Origin of the sequence: Sinomonas flava, from assembly GCF_039531875.1 — a bacterium.
GTDB classification, from domain to species: Bacteria; Actinomycetota; Actinomycetes; order Actinomycetales; family Micrococcaceae; genus Sinomonas; species Sinomonas flava.
In genome coordinates this window covers 294,256-309,099 of sequence record NZ_BAAAQW010000006.1, presented here as the reverse complement: position 1 = coordinate 309,099, position 14,844 = coordinate 294,256, and the positions used below count along the sequence as shown (strand labels likewise).

The 14,844-nt window shown below is 72.1% G+C and carries 14 protein-coding genes; 9 read left to right on the top strand and 5 right to left on the bottom strand.

Going from position 1 to position 14,844, the window contains the following annotated elements; all coding sequences use genetic code 11:
- Positions 1–276: 276 nt before the first annotated feature.
- Together ABD298_RS12755 and ABD298_RS12750 are read left to right on the top strand one after the other, a co-directional pair.
- Positions 277–675, top strand: coding sequence for an SRPBCC family protein (locus ABD298_RS12755; RefSeq protein ID WP_344300094.1), 399 nt, complete (start codon positions 277–279; stop codon positions 673–675).
- Positions 672–2,003 (top strand): MFS transporter, encoded by a 1,332-nt coding sequence (locus ABD298_RS12750; protein ID WP_344300093.1) that lies wholly within the window; start codon positions 672–674, stop codon positions 2,001–2,003. Before ABD298_RS12755 ends, ABD298_RS12750 begins: the two co-directional genes overlap by 4 nt.
- 338 nt (positions 2,004–2,341) lie before the next feature.
- On the opposite strand, the gene ABD298_RS12745 is transcribed toward ABD298_RS12750, so the two are convergent.
- The gene (locus ABD298_RS12745) at positions 2,342–3,412 is read right to left on the bottom strand and encodes an FUSC family protein (RefSeq protein WP_344300092.1); all 1,071 of its coding nucleotides are present in this window, start codon (positions 3,410–3,412) and stop codon (positions 2,342–2,344) included.
- 133 nt (positions 3,413–3,545) lie between these two features.
- On the opposite strand from ABD298_RS12745, the gene ABD298_RS12740 reads away from it, so the two are divergent.
- The 4 genes from ABD298_RS12740 (at position 3,546) to ABD298_RS12725 (ending at position 6,060) form a co-directional block, all read left to right on the top strand.
- Positions 3,546–4,604 (top strand): LysR family transcriptional regulator, encoded by a 1,059-nt coding sequence (locus ABD298_RS12740; protein WP_344300091.1) that lies wholly within the window; start codon positions 3,546–3,548, stop codon positions 4,602–4,604.
- A 17-nt stretch (positions 4,605–4,621) separates the two neighbouring features.
- A complete protein-coding gene (locus ABD298_RS12735; protein WP_344300089.1) occupies positions 4,622–4,792 on the top strand; it encodes a hypothetical protein in 171 nt (56 codons plus the stop codon).
- A gap of 110 nt (positions 4,793–4,902) precedes the next feature.
- On the top strand, positions 4,903–5,325 hold the full coding sequence (locus ABD298_RS12730; protein WP_344300088.1) for a ChaB family protein: 423 nt from the start codon (positions 4,903–4,905) through the stop codon (positions 5,323–5,325).
- A 105-nt stretch (positions 5,326–5,430) separates the two neighbouring features.
- A complete protein-coding gene (locus ABD298_RS12725) occupies positions 5,431–6,060 on the top strand; it encodes a hypothetical protein (protein ID WP_344300087.1) in 630 nt (209 codons plus the stop codon).
- Between the two features lie 77 nt (positions 6,061–6,137).
- On the opposite strand, the gene ABD298_RS12720 is transcribed toward ABD298_RS12725, so the two are convergent.
- Positions 6,138–6,743 carry a LysE/ArgO family amino acid transporter gene (locus ABD298_RS12720; protein WP_344300086.1) on the bottom strand — a complete coding sequence of 202 codons (606 nt, stop codon included), beginning with the start codon at positions 6,741–6,743 and terminating at the stop codon, positions 6,138–6,140.
- Positions 6,744–6,812: 69 nt separating this feature from the next.
- Here ABD298_RS12720 and ABD298_RS12715 point away from each other — a divergent pair, with 69 nt between their 5' ends.
- Positions 6,813–7,748: an ArgP/LysG family DNA-binding transcriptional regulator gene (locus tag ABD298_RS12715; RefSeq protein WP_344300085.1), complete on the top strand. Its 936-nt coding sequence runs from the start codon at positions 6,813–6,815 to the stop codon at positions 7,746–7,748.
- Positions 7,749–7,998: 250 nt separating this feature from the next.
- Complete coding sequence (mgrA, locus tag ABD298_RS12710; protein WP_344300084.1) at positions 7,999–9,030, top strand: L-glyceraldehyde 3-phosphate reductase; 1,032 nt, start codon at positions 7,999–8,001, stop codon at positions 9,028–9,030.
- Here mgrA and ABD298_RS12705 read toward each other — a convergent pair.
- Genes ABD298_RS12705 through ABD298_RS12695 form a run of 3 tightly spaced genes read right to left on the bottom strand, consistent with a single transcriptional unit; the run spans position 9,027 to position 13,605 of the window.
- The gene (locus ABD298_RS12705) at positions 9,027–11,237 is read right to left on the bottom strand and encodes an MMPL family transporter (protein WP_344300083.1); all 2,211 of its coding nucleotides are present in this window, start codon (positions 11,235–11,237) and stop codon (positions 9,027–9,029) included. The two genes, mgrA and ABD298_RS12705, sit on opposite strands and share 4 nt — an antisense overlap.
- Positions 11,234–12,745, bottom strand: a complete 1,512-nt coding sequence (locus ABD298_RS12700; RefSeq protein ID WP_344300082.1) for an SDR family oxidoreductase — start codon at positions 12,743–12,745, stop codon at positions 11,234–11,236. Before ABD298_RS12700 ends, ABD298_RS12705 begins: the two co-directional genes overlap by 4 nt.
- Positions 12,742–13,605 (bottom strand): TspO/MBR family protein, encoded by an 864-nt coding sequence (locus tag ABD298_RS12695; protein ID WP_344300081.1) that lies wholly within the window; start codon positions 13,603–13,605, stop codon positions 12,742–12,744. The genes ABD298_RS12700 and ABD298_RS12695 overlap by 4 nt, the downstream gene beginning before the upstream one ends.
- A gap of 134 nt (positions 13,606–13,739) precedes the next feature.
- On the opposite strand from ABD298_RS12695, the gene ABD298_RS12690 reads away from it, so the two are divergent.
- Complete coding sequence (locus ABD298_RS12690; protein ID WP_344300080.1) at positions 13,740–14,843, top strand: polyprenyl synthetase family protein; 1,104 nt, start codon at positions 13,740–13,742, stop codon at positions 14,841–14,843.
- Position 14,844: the final 1 nt, after the last annotated feature.

The window sequence follows — 14,844 nt, the reverse complement described above, 5'->3', positions numbered from 1 at the left end:
CGCCAGAGACAAGCCTATCGGAGTGCCGCAGGGTTCTCGGTCTGTGACTGAACAAGGCGCGCGCCGCCGGCTGTGCCCCGGGCGCCGCGCCTGGTCCATGCCGCTCAGCTCATGGGCGAATCTTCGTATATTCCCATATCGGCATTTTCGGGTGGGCGCACGCCTCGGATGGCCAGCGCTCGTACCCGAGATGCGTGAGGGGCGGATGATCTGTACCCGAGACGGTCTGGGGGGCGATTTTCTGTACCCGAGACGGCGGGGGCGTACCCTGAACGCGTGTCAGAGTTCCGCCATCTGAGCGCTGCGATCGCGCTGTCGCCGCGTGCCGTCTCGGCCTTCGCCGGCAATCCGGCGAACCTTCCCCGCTGGGCCGAGGGTCTAGCGGGAGGCATCCGCGAGGAGCACGGCCGCTGGATCGCCGAGTCGTCGATGGGGGAGGTCGAGGTGCGCTTCGTGGGGGACACCGATGCGGGGATCCTCGACCACGAGGTCAGGCTGCCGGACGGCAGCACCGTCCTGAACCAGTTCCGCATCCTCGCCGACGGCACGCACAGCCTGGCCGTGTTCCATCTCCGCCGCGCCGAGGAGATGACGGATGAGGACTTCGAGGCCGACGCCGCGGCCGTGCAGAGCGACCTCGACACCCTGCGCCGCGTCCTCGAGGGCGGCGCGTGACGGAGACGTCCCAGCGCTCGGCGGCACCCGCCGTCGTGCGCCGGGGGATCCACCGCGCGTGGCTCGTGGCGGCCGTGACGCTGCTCGCGCTCGTGGCCGCGGCCGCCTTCCGTTCGACGACCGGTGCCCTGTTCGAGCCGCTCGAGGCCGAGTTCGGCTGGACCCGGGCGGAGACGTCCGGCGCGGTGACCGCGAACCTGGTCATCTACGGGCTCGTCGCCCCGTTCGCGGCGGTGCTCATGGAGCGGTTCACCCTGCGCAAGGTCGTGGCGGCGGCGCTGCTGCTCGTCGCGGCCGGCAGCGGTCTGACCACGCTGATGACAGCCGCCTGGCAGCTCTGGGTCCTCTGGGGAGCCTTCATCGGGGTCGGCACCGGGATGCTCGCGCTCGTCTTCGGCGCCGTCGTGGCCAACCGCTGGTTCGCCGCCCGCCGCGGACTCGTCATGGGCTTCTTCTCCGCGGCGAACGCGTGCGGCCAGCTGGTCTTCCTGCCCGTCGTCGTGCACCTCGCGTCGCACGAGGGGTGGCGGACCGCCGCGGTGCTCGTCGCCGTGTTCGCCCTCGCGATCGTGCCGCTGCTCGCGTGGCCGTTCGCGAACTCGCCCGCCGAGGCGGGCACCCTTCCCTACGGCGCCGCTGCAGACAGCGCGCCGCAGCGGGAGGAAGCGGGCGCCGTCGCGCGCCGGAGTGCCGCCGCGGAGGCGATCGCGATCCTGCGGGAGTCGCTGCGCTCGAGGGCGTTCTGGATCCTGCTGTTCACCTTCTGGGTGTGCGGCTGGAGCACCAACGGGCTCATGCAGACCCACTTCATCCCCGCCGCGCACGACCACGGCATGGCCGCCACCACCGCCTCGGGGCTGCTCGCGCTCATCGGCGTCTTCGACGTGATCGGCACCGTGGCGTCGGGGTGGCTGACCGACCGGATGAGGCCGTGGCTCCTGCTCGTCGCGTACTACGCGCTGCGCGGGGCGTCCCTCCTGACGGTCAACGCGTTGCTCGGGCCGGACGTCGAGCCGCCGCTGTGGATCTTCATCGTGTTCTACGGCCTGGACTGGGTCGCGACCGTGCCGCCCACCGTGGCGCTGTGCAGGGAGCACTTCGGGGCCGCGAAGTCCTCGGTGGTGTTCGGGTGGGTCTTCGCCTCGCACATGGTCGGCGCCGGGGTCGGGGCATTCCTCGCCGGCTGGGGACGCGAGATGTCAGGCTCGTACCTGCCGGCGTGGATGTCCGCCGCGGTGCTGTGCTTCGCGGCGGCGGCGAGCCTGTTCTTCCTTCCCTCGTCGAAGAGTCACCTTTCGCCCGTCGAGGGGTCGCCCGTCTCCCGTTGAGGAGGCGGGGATCTCCGGCGGACGAGCCGGTCCCCTCGACCCGCTGTGTCCGTCCTCCCCAGCTTTCGCCCCCGATCCTCCCCAGCTTTACGCTTCAACCCATGCCGCTGCTGGGCTCGGCCGCGCCGGAGAGCTGAGGCCCCGCCGAAACGTGGGGAAGAGCGCACGCCTCACCCTCCATCCCGGGACCGGCCGGCTCGAGCCGGTGGCGCGCACGGCCGGAACTCGACGGCGTCGCGGCCGTCGTGCACCGGGGAGCCGCCGCGCGTCGTCGCCCTCGAGACCCGCTGCGCGCGGGGGCAACCACGCCGCCGGGCCCCTGGCGTGGGGCGCCCACCTCAGCGCACGACGGCGAGCAGCCTCGCCCGGGTGCGGGGCAGCGCCACCGCGGCCACGAGGACGCCGGCCGCGACTCCGATGACCGTGTCGAGCGCCCGGAATGCCACGAGGACGGTGGGGTCGGCGGGAGCGGCGAGCTGGGTCATCATCAGGATCAGCGGGGTGAAGAAGCCGAGGGCGAGGCCGTAGTGCCGGGCCATGAACAGCTCGGTCGGGAAGAGCAGTGCCATGACGGCGAGGGCCGCCGAGGCGGCGTCGAGGCCGGGCGCGAACAGCGCGAGCGTCACCGCGAGCCCTGCGAAGGTGCCGAGCACCCGGTGGCCGCTGCGGCGCAGGACGCTTGGCAGGCCCGGGCGCAGGTGGCGCCCCGGATCGGCCGCGGCGAGCGGAATGACGGCCGAGGCGATGGCCCAGTTGGCGTGGTCGACGCCGAGCAGCACCCCGGCGGACCCGGCGGCCGCTGTCGCGAGGGCGTAGCGGCCCGCATGGGCCGCGGTGAGCGCGAGCCGGGACTGCCCCGGCTCGGTCTCGTGGCGCATCAGACTGGCCGGCGACCCTCCGCCGAGCAGCCCGAGGGCCACCGAGAACGCCGCGGTGGCGGCGCAAATCGCCAGGCCAGTGGTCGGTGAGACGCGTCCCGGCGGGACGGTGGCGAGTGCTCCGAGCGCGAAGATCCCGAAGAACGGGCCCTGCGGGTTCAGGCCCAGCCCATCGGTCGCCACCGCGGCGGCGTACGCGAACGGCACCGCGCAGGCGACGAGGAGCCAAGGACCCGCCTGTGCGGCCGCGACGAGGATGCCGATCGATGCCCCCGCCAGCAGGACCGACCCGGCCTGGGCCTGGTGGCGGAGGCGGAGCCAGCGCGGCTCGCCGCGGCCGTACATTCCGGCGAAGGAGCCGAACACCGCGTAGATGATGAGGTCCGGCCTGCCGGCCAGGACCAGCGCCAGGCCCGGCACCGCGAGGCCGAGGGCCACCCGGCACGCGTGCAGCCACGCGCCGTCGTGCGCGGCGGGCAAGCGTGGTGCGGCAGGCAGGCGGGGCGCGGCGGGCAGGGGGTAGTCCGGCACATCTTCTCCTGGGTGGGTCCTTCCCAGCCTCGCCCACCTGCTCCCCCGGCGTCCAAGCGGTTCTTCCGACCGGTCGATCGGCGCCGCCTATCGAAAAGGCCCGGGCCAGCCATCCGCGTGGTCCAATGGGCGCATGCTGTTCCGCCAACTGGAGTACTTCGTGGCGCTGGCCCGGGAGCGGCACTTCGGCCGGGCGGCGAGTGCGTGCTTCGTCTCGCAGCCCACCCTGTCCGAGGCGATCCGCAAGCTCGAGCGCGAGCTCAGGGTGCCGCTCGTGCGGCGCGGGCACGCGTTCGAGGGCCTGACCCCGGAGGGCGAGAGGCTGGTCCACTGGGCCCGCCGCATCCTCGCCGACCACGACGCACTCCGTCAGGAGGTCACGGCCCTCCGCACCGGGTTGACGGGGGAGCTGCGCGTCGGCGTCGTGCCCGCGGCGGCCGCCACGGTGGCCGAGCTGACGGATGCGTTCTGCGCGGAGCACCCGCTGGTTACGGTGCGGCTCGAGACGAGCCTGCGCTCGGCCGAGGTCATCGACAGGATCCATGCCTTCGACCTCGATGCCGGCGTGATCCACCCCGGCAGGCAGGACACCGACGGCCTGCGCGTGACGCCGCTGTACGAGGAAAGGCAGGTGCTCGTCGCAGGAGCGGACCTGCTTCCTGGGGCACCCACGCGGGTCGAATGGGCGGACGCCGCCGAGCTGCCCCTGTGCCTGCTGAGTGCCGGGATGCAGGGCCGGCAGGTGGTCGACGACGCCTTTGCGGCCCGCGGGCTCACCGCGACGCCGCGCCTCGAGGCGGACTCGATCGTCACGCTGCTCGCCCACGTCGGCGCCGGGCCGTGGGCCAGCATTCTGCCCGAATCATGGGTGCGCACGATGGGCGCGCCTGCCGGGACCCGCGTGCTCGAGCTGGGCGAGGAGCCGACGACCGCGGCCGTCGCCCTCGTCACGCCCGCCGGCGAGCCCGGCCCGGTGCTGGCGCGCGCGTTCGCCGCCGTCGTTCCCCCGCGCGCTTCAGGGGGCCGGCAGCGGCAGCCCCGCCCCGCGGCGGGCGTCGGCGCACGACGGCTGCGGCTCGGTTCGGGCGGCCGACCCGCCGACGACTGCGGCGGGGTTTCCGAATGTGCCGCGGCGGGTATGGGTCCGGGGTCACGGCTATTCAGGGCCCATAGGCACAAGCGATCCCCCTGAGGGATGGAGGTCTGATCTTGGCTGGACTGAGGGATTTCAGCGATGCCGAGCTCGATATCCTCCTCAGCATCGCCGTCCAGGAGAAGGCGTCGGCAGACGCTGGACTGCGCAGGGCGCAGGCCAGGGCCGAGGATGCGCGGAGGGTGCTGCAGCGGCTGATGCGGGAGGCAACTGCGCGGCGTAATTGAGCGCGGCTTCTGGTCAGCAGACCCCGAATTCGTCCGCATAAACCGCGCCATTCGGGGTAGTCAGCCATGCAAAGCGAGCTCTGACGAATACCGACGAAACGGAGGACGCGATGCCGAAGACGGACAAGAGCGGAAAGGCGAGGAAGGACGAACTCCCCTCGACGATTCAGCGCTCGGGCAAAAAGGCGCAGCAGACCTTCGCCAAGGCCCACGATTCAGCTGAGGAGAGCTACCACGACGAGGAGCGGGCCCACCGCGTCGCCTACTCGGCCCTGAAGCACACGCACGAGAAGGTCGGTGACCACTGGGAGCCCAAGGAAGGCAAGGGCCCGTCCGACGAGCAGGCCAAGGGCGGCAAGACGACTCGGCGCGAAACCCATGGAGGTGTTGATGCCAATGCATCGAAGCAGCACCTCTACGACCTCGCCAAGAAGCTCGACGTCCCGGGCCGTTCGCACATGACAAAGGGTGAGCTGGTCGACGCGCTGGAGAAGGCAAACACGAAGAAGACAGCGCAGAGCCGCAAGAAATAGGGACAGACATTTCCCTGGCGGAGCGAGTTCCTGTCCGAAAGCAGTTCTCTACATGTAAAGTCGGCGTGCCGGGAAGGGGACAGCCCGGCGGCAGGAGACGACCTCATGAGCACCACAGCCGACTCGCCAGAACGCCACGCGCTGGCGCCGGGCGACCGCCTCGCACTCCGTTCGGGGACAGAGACCCGCACGGGCACCATCACCGACGCGCCCTCCTCAGGCTGCGTCCGCCTCGCCGACGACGCGACGGGCCGGATCGTGCTCGTGGACCTCTCCCACTGGGACACCGTACTGCTCGACACCTCTTGGCCCGCACGGCACGTGGATGCCGGCGGCCAGTGGCTGCGCGACGCGATCGCCGCCGACCCCGACATCCTCGGGCTGGGCGCCCTCCGTGCCGCCCACCGCTCCCACAGCGTGCACGCCCTCATCCTCGATGACCCGGCCACCGGCACTCGCTACGCCGTCGACATCCAGCCCGGACTGGCCGACGCCGCGCAGCTGGAGCGCGCGGCGTCCGCTGCCGCCGCCGAGCAGGGCCGCAGCCCGCACACTGTCGTGGTGCCCGTCGTCGTCGCCGAGCAGGTCCCGGAAGCCCTGCGCCCCACGGTGGGGCTCGTGGTGCAGATGGCCGCGACGGACACCGGCCACGGTCTCCGCCTCGTGCCCACCGTCTTCGCCGAGGAGACAGGCGCGGCGGGGAGGCTCTTCGAGGCGTGCACCGGCGCCGCCTGACCCAGTGGGCCCCCGAGCGACCGACGGCCACCCCCACGCGGCCAGCACGCACGACGGCGACCACGCGCCGTCGTGCCTCAGCCGCCTAAGGCGAGCATCGCCGCGAGGGTGACCATGAGCACGGCCACGAAGCCGTCGAGGATGCGCCAGGCCGAGGGGCGGGCGAAGAAGCCGCTCAGCGAGCGGGCGCCGTAGCCGATCGTCGGGAACCAGAGGGCGCTCGCGGTCGCGGCGCCGGCGCCGAAGGCCCAGCGCCCGTCGCCCTGGGCGTTCGCGAGGGAGCCAAGGAGCACGAGCGTGTCGAGGTACACGTGGGGGTTGAGCCAGGTCAGCGCCAGGACCGTCGCGACGGCGGCCCACGCCGTTTCGTTGCCGCGCGCCTCGGAGGCGTGCAGGGCTCCGGGCCGCAGCGCCCGCTTGGCCGCGAAGAGTCCATAGGCGGCCAGGAATGCCACACCGATCCAGCGGACCACCTCGAGGAGCGACGGCGCGCTCTGCACCACCGCTCCGACCCCGGCCACTCCGGCGAAGATGAGGGCCGCGTCGCTGGCCGCGCACACGAGCACCACCGGCAGCACCCGCTCGCGCTTGATGCCCTGACGGAGCACGAACGCGTTCTGCGCGCCGATCGCGACGATGAGGCCGAGGCTCGCGCCGAGCCCCGCGAGGTAGGAGAGGATCACCCTCCGACGGTACGGAGCGCCATTCTGAAGAGCAACTAACGATATCTGTATCTGCATTAGCATCTCTTCATGGACTTGGAGCAGCTGCGGGCGCTCGCCGCCGTCGTGGACCAGGAGACGTTCGAGGCAGCGGCGGACGAGCTGCGCATCACCCCCTCCGCCGTCAGCCAGCGGATCAAGGCGCTCGAGCGCAGCGTCGGCAGCGTCCTCGTGCGCCGGCTCAAGCCCGTGGTCCCCACCCCTGCGGGGGAGCGGCTCCTGCGTTCGGCCCGCCAGCTGCTCCTGCTCGCCGATGAGGCCCTGCTCGCCCTCCGCGCCTCGGGTGCCGACGGCAGTACGCACGACGCCGCGGGCTCGGTTTCCGGGGGCGGCGGCGCCGGGCGGGCGGAGCGGCTCAGGGTGCCGATCGTGGCGAACGCCGACTCGATCGCGACGTGGCTGCCGCCGGCGATCCGCGAGGTCGCGCTGGGAGGGCGGATCGCCGTCGAGCTCCTCCGCGACGACGAGCACGCCACCGCGGACCTGCTGCGCTCCGGGGACGCTGTGGGGGCAGTCACCGCGGACCCGCGGCCGGTGCAGGGGTGCAGCGTGCGGCCGCTGGGGACCATGGTCTACCGGGCGAAGGCGTCGGCCGAGTTCGCGGCGCGGTGGTTCTCGGGCGGGGCGACCGCCGAGGCTCTGGCCGCGGCACCCGTCATGCAGTACGACCGGAAGGACTCGCACCAGCTCGCCCTGCTGGCGCGGGTGGCGCCGGAGGCGACCCCGCCGCAGCACTTCATCCCCGACTCGGTGCAGTACGTCGAGGCGGTCGCGGCGGGCCTTGGCTGGGGCATGGTGCCCGACCAGCAGGACCCGGACGGGGTCCTGGTGGAGCTGGACCCGTCCTGGAGCGAGGACCTCGAGCTGTTCTGGCAGTCGTGGACGCTCGACTCGCCGGGCCTCGAGGAGGTGAGCGCCGCCGTCGTGCGCGCCGCCGGCGTGCTGCGACCCTCGTTGGAGATCTAGCACATTCCCTCGGCCGTCTGACGGCCGGTCACTTCTGCGCCACGTCACCCGCGGCCGCCGGGGGGCCACGCCTCCCGGCGGCCGCGGATGCCCCCAAAGACGCCAATGCGAGGACCCAGCTCCTCGCATTGGACATGTAAAAGATATGAGACGGGGACTGCTGTGGCCAGTGCCCGCGGAGATCCCTCCGCCTCGAGGGCCGCTTCCGTAGGCTGTGACGCGGAAGCACCCAGAGCGAAGGGAACCACCCATGTCCTACACGGCCGCCGAGAACCGCTACGACTCCATGGAGTACCGCTCCACGGGGCGGAGCGGCCTCAAGCTCCCCGCCCTCTCCCTGGGACTGTGGCAGAACTTCGGGACCGACCGGTCCGAGGAGACGCAGCGGGCGATCCTGCGGCGCGCGTTCGACCGCGGCGTGACCCACTTCGATCTCGCCAACAACTACGGACCGCCGTACGGCCGCGCCGAGGAGAACATGGGCCGGTACCTGCGGGACGACTTCGCGCCCTACCGGGACGAGCTGATCATCTCGACCAAGGCCGGCTGGGACATGTGGCCGGGGCCGTACGGCCAGGGCGGCGGGTCCCGGAAGTACGTCCTCACGAGCCTGGACCAGTCGCTCAAGCGGCTCGGGCTCGACTACGTGGACATCTTCTACAGCCACCGTTTCGACCCCGAGACGCCCATCGAGGAGACCATGATGGCGCTCGACACCGCTGTCCGGTCCGGGCGCGCGCTGTACGCGGGGATCTCCTCGTACTCGGCGTCGAAGACCCGCGAGGCCGCGCGGATCGCGCGCGACCTCGGCACTCCGCTGCTCATCCACCAGCCCTCGTACTCGATGCTCAACCGCTGGATCGAGGAGGACCTCCTCGACGAGCTCGCAGCCCAGGGGATGGGCTGCATTGTGTTCACCGCGCTCGCCCAGGGCCTCCTGACCGACCGCTACCTCGACGGCATCCCCGCCGACTCGCGCGCGGCCCGTGAGGGCTCGTCCATCCTGCCCGGCCATCTGGACGAGAGGGTCCTGACCCACGTGCGACGGCTCAACGAGATCGCTGCCGGCCGCGGTCAGAAGCTGGCCCAGCTTGCCCTCCAGTGGGCTCTACGGGACCCCCGGGTCACCTCGGCGGTCATCGGCGCCTCCTCGGTCGAGCAGCTTGACACCAATCTGGATGCGCTGGCCGGGCCCCCGCTGACCGAGGAGGAACTCGCCGCGATCGACCAGGACGCCGTGGACTCCGGCATCAACCTCTGGGCGAAGCAGACGACGGACTAGGAGAGCGCCTCCGCCCTCGCGGGGGTCCGGGCTGCCGACGGCGGCCCGGACTTCCGCGCGAGGCGTGAGGGCCACCAGATCGCGGGGCCGATGTCGTAGGCCAGCGCCGGCACGAGCAGCGACCGCACCACCACGGTGTCCAGCAGGACGCCGAACGCGACGATGAACGCGATCTGCACGAGGAACAGGATCGGGATGACGCCGAGGGCGGCGAACGTCGCCGCGAGCACCACCCCAGCGGACGTGATGACACCGCCCGTCAGGGCGAGCCCCCGGAGGATCCCCGGCCGTGTCCCGTGCGCGAGCGATTCCTCCCGCACGCGGGTCATGAGGAAGATGTTGTAGTCCACGCCCAGGGCCACGAGGAAGACGAACCCGAACAGCGGAACCGCCGCGTCCGCCCCGGGGAACCCGAAGAGGTGGTTGAACACGAGCGCGGACACCCCGAGGGCCGCCGCGTACGAGAGCACGACCGATCCGATGAGGATCAGCGGTGCCACGAGGGAGCGCAGGAGCAGGATCAGCACCACCAGGATGACGCCCAGCACCAGCGGGATGATCCTGCGCAGGTCCGCCTGGGCGGTCTGGTTCGTGTCCAGTGCGATGGCGGTGACGCCTCCGACCAGCGCCTCGGGGTCGGCGGCGTCGAGTGAGGACCGCAGCTGCGTCACCACCTGCTCGGCCTCGGCCGAATCGGGCTGGTAGGCGAGGACGGCGTTGACGAGCACTCGCCCCTCGCGCACGACGGCGCCCGGCGTCTGGGCGCTCGGCGCGCCCGAACCGCTGTACACCGCCGCGGAGCTGATCCCCTGCGTGGACTGCACCTCCTTGAGCACTGCCTCGGCCCGGTCCTGCCGCGCGACCACGACGACGGGGCTGCCGGAACCGGCGTCGAAGTGCCGGGCCAAGACCTTCTGGCCCTCGACCGAGTCGGTCGCCGTCAGCACAACCTGGGTCTGCTCGACGCCGTTGGCCTTAAGCTGCGGCAGGCCCGCCACGCCCGCCGCCAGGACGACGAGCGCCACGATCCACGTCACCCGGGGCCGCCGCGCGATGATGGAGCCGATCCGCCGCCACAGCCCGCGGACCCCCTCGAGCCCGGGCACTGAATCGGAGCCGTCCGCTGCCCACGCGCTCGGTCCGGTGTGCCGCGCGGGTGCGTGCCCGGCGTCGTACTTCGGACGCAGCGGCCAGAACGTCGACCGGCCGAACAGGACGAGCAGAGCCGGGAGGAAGGTGAGTGCCGAGAGCAGGGAGAAGCCGATGCCGACGGCGGCGATCGGCCCGAGGCTGCGGTTCGAGTTGAGGTCGGAGAACAGCAGGCAGAGCAGCGCCAGGATCACGGTGGCGCCGGAGGCGAGGATGGGTTCGAAGGCGGCGCGCCACGCCCGGACGATCGCGGACCACCGCGACTCGACCTGGTGCAGGGCCTCACGGTAGCGGGCGACGAGCAGGAGGGCGTAGTCCGTCGCAGCCCCGATCACGAGGATCGAGAGGATGCCCTGGCTCTGCCCGCTCAGGCTGATCCAGCCCGCCCTTGCGAGCCAGTAGATGGCCAGGACGGAGGCGCAGAGCGCCGCGACGGCGGCGAACAGGACCAAGAAGGGCAGCACCGCAGAACGGTACACAAGGAGCAGGATCAGGAAGACCGCCCCGACCGCGACGAGGAGCAGGATCCCGTCGACTCCTCCGAACGCGGAGACGAGGTCTGCAGTGAGCCCGGCGGGGCCGGTCACCCAGGCGCGCATCCCCTCGGGCACCCCACCGGCCTTGCCGCGGAGCCCCGCGATCACCGCGCGCAGCTGGTCAGTGTCGGCGATCGGGACGATGAACTGCGCCGCCCGACCGTCCTGGGAGGGGATGGGGCCGACCACGCTGGACGGCGCGCCGGCCGGGGCTGGGGCGACGCCCTCCACGGACGCGAGCTCGGCCGCGAGGGGGGCGAGAGCGGCGAGGTCGGTCCGGGAGAGCGCGCCGTCCTTCTCCACGACGACGAGGGCGGGGATCGCGTTGGACTCCGTGAACTTCTGCTGCCACGCCCTCACCTCCGTGGACTCTGCACTGGCGGGGAGGAAGGTCGCCTGGTCGTTGCTCGAGACGGAGGAGAGCTTGCCGAAGGTCGGTCCGCCCAGACCGCTGAGCGCGAACCACACGGCGACGAGCCCGACGGGAATCAGCCAGCGGATCCAGCGCTGTCGAGCCTTCATGAGTGCGTCTCCTTCAGTGGGGTGCGGTCTGCGGGGCGTGCGGCGGACGAGGCCTCCGCCGCGGCGGCGATCCTGGAGGCCATCCCACGGAAGATGACTCCGTGGAACGGAAGGACGGCGAGCCAGTACAGGCGCCCCGCCAGGCCGTGTGGCACGAAGACGGCGCGCTGGGAGTAGGCGCTCCCCTCGCCACGGGGCTCGACCGTCATCTCGAGCCAGGCCCTGCCCGGCACCCGCATCTCGGCTCGCAGCCGCAGGAGCCTGCCGGGTTCGAGCGCCTCGACCCGCCACCAGTCGAGCGCCTCTCCCAGCTGCAGGCGGTGCGGGTTGCGCCGGCCCCTCCGGAGTCCGACCCCGCCGACGAGCTTGTCGATCCATCCGCGGACCGCCCAGGCCAGAGGGAACGAGTACCACCCGTTCTCGCCGCCGACTCCCTCGACCACGTCCCACAGCCGCTCAGCCGGCGCCGAGCTGGTCTCGGTGCGAAGGTCGGTGTAGACGGTCCCGCCGGACCAGTCCGGGTCGCTGGGCAGAGGGTCGCTCGGCGCGTCCAGCGCGGACGACCCTGCCCAGGTGGTCTCAACCTCGCCCTGGGCGATCTTGCCGAGGGCCAGCTCGACGGCACGCTGGTAGCCCGTCAGACCTCCCTCGGGGCGCGGGATGTAGGCGTCGATGCTGTGCTCGCGCACGACGCAGTCGTTCTGCAGGGATTCGACGAGCGGTATCGCGAGCATGCGCGGGATCGGGGTCACGAGGTTCACCCACTGCGCTGCGAGCCACGGCGTCAGGACCGGAAGGGCCAGGATGAGCGGCTCCCGCAGACCCGCCGCGCGGGCGTACCCGCGCATCATGTCCGCGTAGGTGAGAACGTCCGGGCCGCCGATGTCGAAGTCCTGGTTGACGTGGCCGGGCAGGTCGGCGGCGGCCTCGAGGTAGTGCAGGGCATCGCGGACGGCGATCGGCTGGACACGGTTGAGCACCCAGCGGGGCGCCGGCATGACGGGCAGGACGTCCGTGAGGTGACGGACCATCTCGAAGCTGGCCGAGCCCGAGCCGATCACCAGCCCCGCCTGGAGGACGGCCGTCGGCACCCCCGACTGCTTGAGGATGCGCCCCACCTCAGTGCGTGAGGCGAGGTGACGGCTGAGTCTGGTGCCCGGGTTGAGCCCGCTCAGGTACACGATCCGGGACACGCCGGCGGCAAGCGCTGCGGCGGAGAGGGTGCGCGCGCATGCGCGCTCGCGGGCGGAGAAGTCCTCTCCGGCGTGCGCCCCCATGGAGTGCACGAGGTAGTAGACGACGTCGGCGCCGTCGCACAGTTCCGCCGCGGCGCCGGCGTCGTCGAGGCTGCCGGTGACCACCTCGACGTCGTGCCCCCACGGGACGTCGCGGAGCTTCGACGAGTCGCGCGTCAGCACCCGCACGCGGTGCCCTGCGTCGAGGAGCCGCGGGACGAGCCGGCCTCCGATGTACCCCGTCGCGCCGGTGACGGCGACTGTCCGGCTCATGCGTGCGCCTCCCGCGGCGCCCGCGTGTGAAGACGGCGGGAGGGAGCGAAGCGCACGAGTACCCCTGCGGCGAGCACCACGGCGGCCGCGGCCCCCGCCGCGATCCCCACCGCAGGCATGGCGAGTGGGCCGGTCAGGCGTGCTGCCGCGATCCATGCAAGGCCCCAGGCGATCGCGACCAGAGGCGCCCAGCTGCCTCTTAGCGCGAGGCCTACTCCGACTGCGGCAGCGACCGCGAGCACGGCGACGGCAGTGACTTCGGCGGGGATGCCGCCGGGAAGCGAAGGCGCGGGATCGCCGGGCCGGATGCCGAGGGCCCACCCGAGCAGGGACGCGGTGTTGGCCACCGTCGCGACGCAGATCCACCCTAGGTACAGGCCGAAGGTGCCGTCCGAGGCGATGGCCTCGGCCCGCGATCCGGGCGGGACGGACCACTGCAGGACGGCGATGCGCACGAGGACGGCGAGCAGCGCGAGCATGACCACGAGCGTTGCGGGAAGCGACCCGAGCTGTGACGCCCACAGCCAGGCCGCGTTGAGCAGCATCGACGCCGCAGCCCACGGCCGGATGGCGCGCTGTCGCGGGCTCCGGCGCCCAGCCGGGAGGAGCTGCCACACGGCGTAGGCGAGGAGGCCGAGGTAGACCACGCTCCAGATGGAGAACGCGGTGGTGGCAGGTGCGACGGGGGTGGCCGTGCTGGAGAGGTATCCGCCGGCCGCATCCTGCACCGGGACGCCGCCGAAGGCGCCGCTCCCCAGCGAGGCCAGCGCGAGCGCGGCCACAGCCGAGGCGGCGGTCAGCGATGCGGCGGTCCAGGACGCCGTCCGCTCCGAGTTGTTCTCAAGGTCTGTGCGCTTCATCGCTACCCTCTTAGGCTCTCGCTCAGGCTCTGGGTTTGCTGTGGGGCCTTTACACCGACAAGATTCTCGTCGATCATATTTCTCGAAAACCGAGAGATCAAGAGAACGGGTCGCTGACCCCTTGGGAGGGCCTCATGAGAACCGCCACGAAGACCGATCCCATCCCCGAGCCCTCTCGGGCACGCCCGGACCAGGCGATCGCCTGGGAGGACGTCGGGCCAGCGGTGGACCGGGTGCTCGCCGACTGGGTGAACTCCTCGCGCTCCACCGCAGCCACTCCGAGCCTCGCTGTGCTGTGGGAGAGGATCGGCGAGGGACTGGAGGGCGGCAAGCGGCTGCGGCCCCTGCTCGCGTTCCACTCGTACGCGGCGTTCGGCGGCACGGAGCCCGAGGGCATCGCGACCCTCGGCGCGTCGCTCGAGCTCCTTCACGGCGCGCTCCTGGTCCACGACGACGTGATCGACCGGGACTTCGTGCGCCGGGGACGCCCGAACATCGCCGGCCTCTACCGGCTCGACGCCGCCGTCCGGGGCCTGCCCGAGCCGGAGGCGCGCCACCTCGGCTCGTCGGTGGCGGTCATCGCCGGGGACCTGCTGCTGGCCGGTGCCTTCCGTCTAGCGGACCACGCCTCGGAGGAGCCGGAGGTGCGGGCCCGGATCACGGACGTCATGCATGCGGCCGTCTCGGACGCCGCGGCTGGGGAGCTCGACGACGTCCTCATGGCCCACAGCTCGGGACACACGATCGACGACGTGCTCGAGATGGAGCAGCTCAAGACGGCGGCCTACTCCTTCGCGGCGCCCCTCCGGCTGGGGGCCATCCTGGCCGGTGCGCCGACAGAGCGGGCCGAGGACGTGGCCCGCGTGGGCATGCTCGTCGGGACCGCCTACCAGGTGATCGACGACGTCCTGGGCACCTTCGGGGACGAGCAGCAGACCGGCAAGCCGGTCACCTCGGACCTCAGGGAGGGAAAGCTCACGGTCCTCACCGCCTACGCGAGGAGGCACCCGGACGTTGCCCGCCACCTCGCACCCGGGGCAGCCGCCCTCGGCGACCCGGCCGGCGTCGACCGCGTCCGCTCCGCCCTGCAGGGGGCAGGCGCCGACACGTACGCGCTCACCCTCGCCCACTCGATGGTCACCGAGGCCCTCGACGAGGCACGCCGGTGCGACCTCCCCTCGGCCCTGCGCTCCGAGCTGACCCGCATCTGCAACCACGTCCTCCACCGGGAGCGCTGAG

Excerpts from the sequence above, each read along its gene's own strand:
- ABD298_RS12740 (WP_344300091.1), top strand. The coding sequence starts at position 3,546 with ATGCTGTTCCGCCAACTGGAGTACTTCGTGGCGCTGGCCCGGGAGCGG.
- ABD298_RS12690 (WP_344300080.1), top strand. The coding sequence starts at position 13,740 with ATGAGAACCGCCACGAAGACCGATCCCATCCCCGAGCCCTCTCGGGCA.
- ABD298_RS12695 (WP_344300081.1), bottom strand. The coding sequence starts at position 13,605 with ATGAAGCGCACAGACCTTGAGAACAACTCGGAGCGGACGGCGTCCTGG.
- ABD298_RS12705 (WP_344300083.1), bottom strand. The coding sequence starts at position 11,237 with ATGAAGGCTCGACAGCGCTGGATCCGCTGGCTGATTCCCGTCGGGCTC.
- ABD298_RS12725 (WP_344300087.1), top strand. The coding sequence starts at position 5,431 with ATGAGCACCACAGCCGACTCGCCAGAACGCCACGCGCTGGCGCCGGGC.
- mgrA (WP_344300084.1), top strand. The coding sequence starts at position 7,999 with ATGTCCTACACGGCCGCCGAGAACCGCTACGACTCCATGGAGTACCGC.
- ABD298_RS12730 (WP_344300088.1), top strand. The coding sequence starts at position 4,903 with ATGCCGAAGACGGACAAGAGCGGAAAGGCGAGGAAGGACGAACTCCCC.
- ABD298_RS12700 (WP_344300082.1), bottom strand. The coding sequence starts at position 12,745 with ATGAGCCGGACAGTCGCCGTCACCGGCGCGACGGGGTACATCGGAGGC.
- ABD298_RS12715 (WP_344300085.1), top strand. The coding sequence starts at position 6,813 with ATGGACTTGGAGCAGCTGCGGGCGCTCGCCGCCGTCGTGGACCAGGAG.